The organism is Rhodococcus sp. P3_B8 (assembly GCF_056402775.1).
The window spans coordinates 1-2,419 of sequence record NZ_JBFUGT010000542.1 but is presented as its reverse complement, the minus strand read 5'-3'; the positions used below and the strand labels follow the sequence as shown (position 1 = coordinate 2,419).

The window sequence follows — 2,419 nt, the reverse complement described above, 5'->3', positions numbered from 1 at the left end:
ATGATGGCGGTGCTCAATCCCAGCTGTGCCGCGCGGATAGCAGCGACGTACCCACCGGGACCGGCTCCGAGGACAACGACGTCATAGTGTGAGGTCACGGTTGTTCAGGGTAGTCCCGTCCGGAATCGCTGTCTCCACGCGGTCGTATTACCCACGAGTAGCCTCATCTGTCACACCTTTGCCGCCGCGACCAGGCACGACACCGCCTGCAAGAATGGCGCCATGACGGATCCCTTCCTCTGGCTCGAAGATGTCACCGCGGACCGGTCACTCGACTGGGTGCGGGAGCGCAACGCCCGCACTCTCGCCGAGTACACCGAGACCGCCGAGTTCTCCGCGCTCGAGAGCCGGATCCTGGACGTGCTCGACACGGACGACCGGATCCCCTACGCCGGCATGCGCGGCGAGTACCTGTACAACTTCTGGCGCGACGGCGACCACAAGCGCGGCATCTGGCGGCGCACCACGCTCGAGCAGTACCGCACCGAGAACCCCGAGTGGGACGTCCTGCTCGACGTCGACGCCCTCGTCGAACGGGAGGGTGAGAACTGGGTGTGGGCCGGGGCCAGCGTGCTGCGACCCGAGCAGTCGCGTGCCCTGCTGTCGTTCTCGCGCGGTGGCGCCGACGCGTCCGTGGTGCGCGAATTCGACATCGAGAAGCGCGAATTCGTCGGCGGCGACCACGCATTCGACGTCCCCGAGGCGAAGACCAGCATCAGCTGGATCGACACGGACACCGTGTACGTCGGGACCGACTTCGGCGAAGGCTCGATGACCGATTCCGGCTACCCGAGAATCGCGAAGCGCTGGCATCGCGGCACCCCGCTCACCGAGGCGGTCACCGTCTTCGAGGGCGAGACCACCGACGTGTCCGTCGGCGCCTCGTACGACGACACACCCGGATACGAGCGGCACTTCGTCGGCCGGTCCATGGACTTCTACAATTCCGAGCGCTACCAGCTGCTCCCGGACGGCTCGAAGGTCCGGATCGACACACCCGACGACGCGGGCTCGTCCGTGTACCGCGACTGGCTGACCATCCGTCCGCGCACCGACTGGGACGTGGACGGCACCGTCTACCCGGCCGGGTCGCTGCTCGCCGCGAACTACGCCGACTTCCTCGCCGGGTCACGCGAGCTGACGCCACTGTTCACCCCGGACGAGCACACGTCCCTCGAGCAGGGAACGTGGACCCGGAACCACCTCCTCCTCGTGCGACTGTCGGACGTGCAGACCAAGCTGTCGGTGCTCACACCGAACGACACCGGGTGGGAGGAGAAGCCTCTCGACGGCGTACCGGAACTCACGGCGAGCGGGATCATCAGCACCGACCCCCGCAACAGCGACAGCTTCTTCGTCAACTCCAGCGGATTCACGACACCGGCGACACTGCTGTACGGCACGGTCGGCGGACCGCTCGAACCCGTCAAGCAGGCGCCGTCGTTCTTCGACGCGGACGGCATGTCGGTGGCGCAGCACTTCGCGGTGTCCGACGACGGAACCGAGATCCCCTACTTCGTAGTGCGCCGTGACGACGTCACCGGACCCTGCCCCACCATGCTGTACGGATACGGCGGCTTCGAGAATTCGATGGTCCCGGGCTACAGCGGTTCGGTCGGGTTCGCGTGGCTCGAACGCGGTGGCGCGTACGTGGTGGCGAACATCCGCGGCGGCGGCGAGTACGGCCCGTCGTGGCACACCCAGGCGGTGCGGGAGGGTCGCCACAAGGCGTTCGAGGACTTCGCCGCGGTCGCTCGCGACCTGGTGGCCCGGGGCATCACGACGTCGAAGCAGCTCGGGATCCAGGGCGGCAGCAACGGCGGGCTCCTCATGGGTGTCATGCTCACCCGCTACCCGGAACTGTTCGGGGCGATCGTGTGCCAGGTTCCGCTCCTCGACATGAAGCGGTACCACCTGCTGCTCGCCGGGGCGTCGTGGATGGCCGAGTACGGCGATCCGGACAACCCGGACGACTGGAAGTTCATCAGCGAGTACTCGCCGTATCAGAACACCGACGCGACCGCAGACTACCCGCCGATCCTCGTCACCACGTCCACCCGCGACGACCGCGTCCACCCCGGCCACGCCCGCAAGATGACGGCACTGCTCGAGGAGCAGGGCCACGAGGTCTGGTATTACGAGAACATCGAGGGCGGGCACGGCGGGGCCGCGGACAACGCACAGGCCGCATTCAAATCGGCGCTCACGTTCACGTTCCTGTGGGAGCAGCTCACCCGCCCGTGAGTACTTATTAACCGCGGGCGGTTATGTCATGTCTCAGGACTTGGAGGACAGATATGTCTCAGGACTTTGAGGACAGTTTCTGGTAACGCGTGGTCCTGTCGAGTGTAAGAGTGCGGACGGTCGTGTCGTCGATCATCACGACGACACGATCGCCCTGCCAGTAGAGGGTCGCGGT

Annotated in this window: 2 protein-coding genes; one reads left to right on the top strand and one right to left on the bottom strand. The window is 66.2% G+C overall.

From position 1 onward, the window contains the following. Positions 1 to 98, bottom strand: a 98-nt coding sequence (locus AC1D1G_RS44270; RefSeq protein ID WP_155277974.1) for an FAD-dependent oxidoreductase, incomplete at its 3' end; no start/stop codon positions are given. A gap of 67 nt (positions 99 to 165) precedes the next feature. Between AC1D1G_RS44270 and AC1D1G_RS44265 the strand changes: the two genes are divergently transcribed. Then, positions 166 to 2,244, top strand: coding sequence for a prolyl oligopeptidase family serine peptidase (locus AC1D1G_RS44265; RefSeq protein WP_477956834.1), 2,079 nt, complete (start codon positions 166 to 168; stop codon positions 2,242 to 2,244). Positions 2,245 to 2,419 lie beyond the last annotated feature (175 nt).